Raw genomic sequence first — 6,000 nt, 5'->3', positions numbered from 1 at the left:
ACCATAAAATACTAGAAAATACTATATAATAAAACGAATATTTTGACAAAAATTTTAAGTAAGAAATGTAGGCTATATGCGGGTTGCAGGACTTTTTTTATGCCTATTTAGGTAAACAAACTGTCAAAGACCCGCATCATTTCTCCTGTTTGTAATATATGTATTTTCATAAATAACCATACCTTAAATTTATTTTTAGTTGTTTCAAATACTATTATACAAAACATAATAGCCAAGGTCAAACTTAATATATTTTTTGGTTGCTAAGACCTATCTCATTACGTATAATTATAGAAATGTGAGGTAAGAGAGAAATGACAAAAAAGAAAAAAGACGGTGGAAGTTTGCTGAAAAAACTGCTTTGGTGGCTTCCGATAATAATACTTGGCTTAATGTTTGCTCTTGGTGCATGCACAAGACAGGAAGCAAAGAAAGAGAGCGCGAAAACAGAAAGCTCTAAGATAGAAAGTTCCAAAACGGAAAGTGTCAAAGACGGAAAAAGTCAAAGTAAAGAGTCGACGAGTAAAGAAGAAACTACCGCGATTACCGAGTCTGAAGAAGAAACACTTCAAGAAAGTGCAACCAAAAAAGAGGTACAGGTAGAAGAAAACGGAAACTATACTTCCAAGGAAGAAGTTGCGCTATACATTCATACTTATGGAAAACTTCCGGTAAACTATATTACAAAGAAAGAAGCACAGGATATGGGATGGGATCCTTCAAAGGGGAATCTCTCAGATATACTGCCGGGAATGAGTATAGGCGGAAGCGCCTTCGGAAATTATGAGGGTGCACTGCCAAGAGCAAACGGAAGAAGATATTTTGAATGTGATATTGATTATGACGGTGGATACAGAGGTGCCAAAAGGCTTGTTTATTCAAATGACGGCCTGGTATTCTACACAGAGGATCATTACAATACTTTCGAACAAATATATTAGGGAAAATTAAATGAATAATATAACTTTGAAATTAGATAAATTCAGCGAAAAAAATGAGATACATAATTATTTGAAAAAGAAAATGAAGTTTCCCGATTATTACGGGGGAAATCTTGACGCACTATATGATTGTCTTACTGATATAAGCTCAGATACAGCTATAGATATAAGATATGATGCTGAAAATGATATGCAAAGAGCTGTGCTTGAAGTGTTCAGCGATGCGGTAGCTGCAAATACACATTTGGCTATAATAAAGACAAAGGTAAATAAGAGAAAGCAATTATAAGTTCGTTTTGAATTTTTAGATTGGAGAATAGATGGAGTCAAAGTGGATGCTTTATACAAAGCGGGCTGAGTTTGAAAAAATATCAGCCCGTTTTAATATTTCACCGGTATTGGCAAGGATAATAATAAACAGGGATATAAAGGAAGAAGATTTCCCGATATTTCTTCAAAATGACATGAGTCTGATGCATGATCCGAAAGATCTGACAGGTATAAATGAAGCTTATGATATCATAACTGAGGAAATAAATAGCGGAAAGAAGATCAGGGTAGTAGGTGACTATGATATAGATGGAGTATGCTCGTCTTATATTCTGGTAAGAGCATTAAAATATTTCGGAGCAAACGTAGATGTGAGGATACCGGACAGAATAAAGGACGGTTACGGAATCAATGATAATATAATAAATGATGCCGCAAATGACGGAGTGGATATGATTATTACCTGTGATAACGGTATTGCGGCACATTCCCAGATGGAGCTTGCAAGGGAGCTTGGAATTAAAGTAATTATCACCGATCATCATGAGGTGTATCAGGAGAATGATAAGGACCTTTTACCTGTTGCAAATGTAGTAATAAATCCGAAAAGAAGTGATTGTAAATATCCTTTTAAGAGTATATGCGGAGGTCTGGTGGCATATAAGCTTATGGAATATATTTATGAGAAGCGAAACAACGGAAAAAAGATTTATGATGATCCTAAACTTAAAGATCTCTTGGAAGTAGCGGCCATAGCTACTGTCGGAGATGTAATGCCTTTAATTGATGAAAACAGGATATTGGTAAAAAACGGGCTGAAAAGTTTGATGAATACAAATAATCTTGGACTTCAGGCTCTTATAAGGGCTACAGGAATGGAAGGCAAAAAACTAAGTGCATACAGTATAGGATTTGTACTTGGACCATGCTTAAATGCCGGCGGTAGACTTGAAAATGCTCTGATTGCACTGAATATGTTTATGGCTGAAAGTAAAGAAGAAGCGGATGAATATGCCGCCCATCTGAAGGAATTAAATGATGAGCGAAAGGATCTTACATTAAAGAATGTAAAAAGAGCTATAGAGATTGCAGAAAAAGAATATAGGGATGATGATATTCTTGTAATACATTTAGATGATTGCCATGAATCAATAGCCGGAATAATAGCCGGTAGAGTAAGAGAAGCTCTCGGAAAACCGACCATCATACTTACGGAAGCCTTCGGTGAGGAAGATATGATAAAGGGATCGGGCAGATCTATAGAAAGCTACAACATGTTTGAAGCACTGTATGAAGTCAAAGATGTATTTGCAAAATTTGGCGGACATCATATGGCTGCAGGAATGAGTCTTGAAAAAAACAGACTTGATGAGTTCAGAAACAGGCTTAATATGAACTCAAAACTATGCGAAGAGGATTTTGTGCAAAAGGTCTGGATAGATATTGCACTTCCGTTTTCATATTTGAATCTTGATTTCGTTAGAGAACTTGAGAAGCTGGAACCTTTTGGAAATAAGAATGAAAAACCGAAGTTTGCAAGAAAAGATATAAAAATACTTTCAAAAAAGATACTCGGAAAGAATAAAAATGTTGTAAAGATGCTTTTGGAAGATACTGACGGGACTGCAGTTGAAGGAATATATTTCGGTGACGGTGAAGAATTCTTCGAAGATATAGGGGATAGAAAAGAAATGGATATAATATATTATCCTGATATCAATGAGTATAACGGAAGAGAGAGCCTTCAGATAGTTATAAGTAATTATAGGTAAAAACATATAGCAAAGAGATTTGATTTATTGTATACTTTCATAGACAACATCAATACAGTTGTAGTTAGGAGATAAAGATATGGTTAATGAAGTGATGAACTTTTTAAAGGAACTTGACCCTGAGGTTGGCATTGCAGTAGAAAAAGAGGCAAACAGACAGAGAAGAAATCTTGAGCTTATTGCATCAGAAAATATTGTATCTGAAGCTGTAATGATGGCAATGGGAACAGTCCTTACAAATAAATATGCCGAAGGATATCCGGGAAAGAGATATTACGGCGGATGTGAAGATGTAGATATAGTAGAAAGTATTGCAATTGAGAGAGCAAAGAAGCTTTTCGGATGTGACTATGCAAATGTACAGCCTCACTCAGGAGCTCAGGCAAATATGGCTGTATTCTTAGCAATGCTTGAGGCGGGAGATACTGTACTTGGAATGAATTTGAATCATGGTGGACATTTGACACATGGTTCAGCTGTAAACTTTTCAGGAAAATATTTTAATATAGTACCTTACGGTGTAAATGATGAAGGCTTTATAGACTATGATGAGCTTGAAAAGATTGCTGTCGAGTGTAAACCTAAAATGATAATAGCAGGTGCAAGTGCATATGCAAGAACTATCGACTTTAAGAGATTCAGAGAAGTTGCAGATAAGGTGGGCGCATATTTGATGGTTGATATGGCTCATATTGCGGGACTTGTAGCTGCAGGACTTCATCCTTCACCTATCGGAATTGCTGACGTTGTAACTACAACAACACATAAGACACTAAGAGGACCGAGAGGCGGACTTATTTTGGCAAACAAGGAAGCCGCCGAGAAATTTAACTTTAATAAGGCTGTATTCCCGGGAATACAGGGCGGTCCGCTTGAGCACGTAATAGCATCAAAGGCTGTATGCTTCGGTGAGGCTCTAAAGCCTGAATTTAAGACATATCAGGAGCAGATAGTAAAGAATGCCAAGGCATTGGCAGATGCTTTGATAGCTGAGGGATTCAATATACTTACAGGAGGTACAGACAACCATTTGATGTTGCTTGACCTTAGAGGTACAGGTGTTACAGGAAAGGAACTTCAAAATAAATGTGATGAGGTATATATTACTTTGAACAAGAACACCGTTCCAAACGATCCTGAGAGTCCTTTTACAACAAGTGGAGTAAGAATAGGTACTCCTGCAGTAACAAGCAGAGGACTTGTGGAAGAGGATATGAAGACTATAGCAAGACTTATCAGAATGGCTGCATTTGAGTTTGATGCAAAGGCAGATGAGATAAGAGCTGAAGTTACAAAACTTATGGATAAGTATCCTATCTATAAATAATATTGTAAATATTTCAGAAAGGCCGGCCCAATAAATATTTTGGGCCGATTTGGTGTGTATTATGAAAGAATTAAAGGACTATGTAAGAAGTATCCCCGATTTTCCGGAGCCCGGAATAATTTTTAGGGATGTGACTACTATATTACAGGACCCTGACGGACTTGTTATGAGTATAGACGGCTTAAGAGCTGAACTTAAAGGTCTTGATTATGACCTTATCTTGGGACCTGAATCAAGAGGCTTTATCTTCGGTGTACCTGTGGCTTATGCAGAGCACAAAGCTTTTATCCCTGTAAGAAAAAAAGGTAAGCTTCCATGTGAGACCGTAAGTATGGATTACGATCTTGAATACGGCAAGGCTACAATAGAAATTCATAAGGATGCCATAAAGCCGGGCGACAAAGTTGTTATAATAGACGATTTGATAGCTACGGGCGGTACAATTGAGGCTATCACAAAACTTGTTGAAAGCCTTGGCGGTGAGATTGTAAAGATTGTATTTGTAATGGAACTTGAAGGTCTCAAAGGAAGAGAAAAGCTTTCAAAATACAATATTGCCAGCCTTATAAAGTATGAGGGAAAATAAAAAGGTCAAATTAAAATAAAAAAATAAAAATAAATAGCTTAAAGGATATTGACATTTAAGCTATGATTAAATATAATTATTAATTGTGACATTAGAGATTAATGCTTATTCCAATGCCCCGGAGAGCATTTATCCATATAAAGCGAAGTTAAAAGATTAATGGAGGTCAGTCAATGAAAACTTTTATGGCTAATCCGGATAAGATCGACAGAAAATGGTATGTTGTCGATGCAAAGGGAGCTACATTGGGACGACTTGCTTCAGAAGTTGCAAGTGTATTAAGAGGAAAGAACAAACCGGAATTTACACCACATGTTGATTGTGGAGACTATGTTATCGTAATCAATGCTGCTGAGGTAAAGGTTACAGGTAAAAAGTTAGATCAGAAGATTTATTACAACCATTCAGAGTATGTTGGTGGTATGAGAGAGACAACTCTTCGTGAACTTCTTGCAAAGAAGCCTGAGAGAGTAGTAGAGCTTGCCATCAAGGGCATGCTTCCAAAGGGACCACTTGGTAGAGATATGTACAGAAAGCTTCATGTTTATGCAGGCGAGACTCATGGACATCAGGCACAGAAGCCGGTAGTATTGGAAATTAAAGGCTAATAATCTTTAAGAAGGAGAATGGTATGACTAACGATAAGTTTTACGGAACAGGTAGAAGAAAAAGTTCTATCGCCAGAGTATATCTTGTACCTGGAACAGGTAAGATAACAATAAATAAAAGAGATATTGATGAGTATTTTGGTCTTGAGACATTGAAGGTTGTTGTTCGTCAGCCTTTAGTGGCTACAGACAATGTAAATAAGTTTGATGTACTTGTAAATGTTTGCGGTGGTGGTTTCACAGGCCAGGCCGGAGCTATCAGACATGGTATATCAAGAGCACTTCTTCACGCAGATGAGGAGTACAGACCAACTTTAAAGAAGGCAGGATTCCTTACAAGAGATCCAAGAATGAAAGAGCGTAAGAAATACGGTCTTAAGTCCGCAAGAAGAGCACCACAGTTCTCAAAGAGATAATTTCCTCGAAACAAGAATATCAAGAAAAGCCCGATTTACAAGGGTTACAGAAGTTGTGGAATGTTGTCAAATGGGTTGGA

7 protein-coding genes are annotated in these 6,000 nt (G+C 37.1%); all 7 read left to right on the top strand.

Features of this window, described 5'->3' with window-relative positions; translation table 11 throughout:
* Nucleotides 1-314 precede the first annotated feature (314 nt).
* The 7 genes from SBH76_RS07250 to rpsI all read left to right on the top strand — a co-directional run bounded on the left by SBH76_RS07250 (nt 315) and on the right by rpsI (nt 5,920).
* On the top strand, nt 315-941 hold the full coding sequence (locus tag SBH76_RS07250; protein WP_317977322.1) for a ribonuclease domain-containing protein: 627 nt from the start codon (nt 315-317) through the stop codon (nt 939-941).
* Nucleotides 942-951: 10 nt separating this feature from the next.
* Nucleotides 952-1,230 (top strand): barstar family protein, encoded by a 279-nt coding sequence (locus tag SBH76_RS07245; protein WP_317977321.1) that lies wholly within the window; start codon nt 952-954, stop codon nt 1,228-1,230.
* Nucleotides 1,231-1,261: 31 nt separating this feature from the next.
* Nucleotides 1,262-2,983, top strand: a complete 1,722-nt coding sequence (gene recJ / locus SBH76_RS07240; protein WP_317977320.1) for a single-stranded-DNA-specific exonuclease RecJ — start codon at nt 1,262-1,264, stop codon at nt 2,981-2,983.
* A 79-nt stretch (nt 2,984-3,062) separates the two neighbouring features.
* Nucleotides 3,063-4,310: a serine hydroxymethyltransferase gene (glyA, locus tag SBH76_RS07235; protein WP_034212708.1), complete on the top strand. Its 1,248-nt coding sequence runs from the start codon at nt 3,063-3,065 to the stop codon at nt 4,308-4,310.
* A 61-nt stretch (nt 4,311-4,371) separates the two neighbouring features.
* Complete coding sequence (locus tag SBH76_RS07230) at nt 4,372-4,896, top strand: adenine phosphoribosyltransferase (protein ID WP_034212707.1); 525 nt, start codon at nt 4,372-4,374, stop codon at nt 4,894-4,896.
* Between the two features lie 173 nt (nt 4,897-5,069).
* Nucleotides 5,070-5,504: a 50S ribosomal protein L13 gene (rplM, locus tag SBH76_RS07225; protein ID WP_007590782.1), complete on the top strand. Its 435-nt coding sequence runs from the start codon at nt 5,070-5,072 to the stop codon at nt 5,502-5,504.
* A gap of 23 nt (nt 5,505-5,527) precedes the next feature.
* A complete protein-coding gene (gene rpsI, locus SBH76_RS07220; protein WP_007590784.1) occupies nt 5,528-5,920 on the top strand; it encodes a 30S ribosomal protein S9 in 393 nt (130 codons plus the stop codon).
* The last annotated feature ends 80 nt before the right edge of the window (nt 5,921-6,000 follow it).

The organism is Lachnoanaerobaculum sanguinis (assembly GCF_033242365.1).
Taxonomy (GTDB): Bacteria; Bacillota; Clostridia; order Lachnospirales; family Lachnospiraceae; genus Lachnoanaerobaculum; species Lachnoanaerobaculum sanguinis.
Note: the sequence above shows the minus strand (reverse complement) of the source record. Positions and strands in the feature narration are given on the sequence as shown.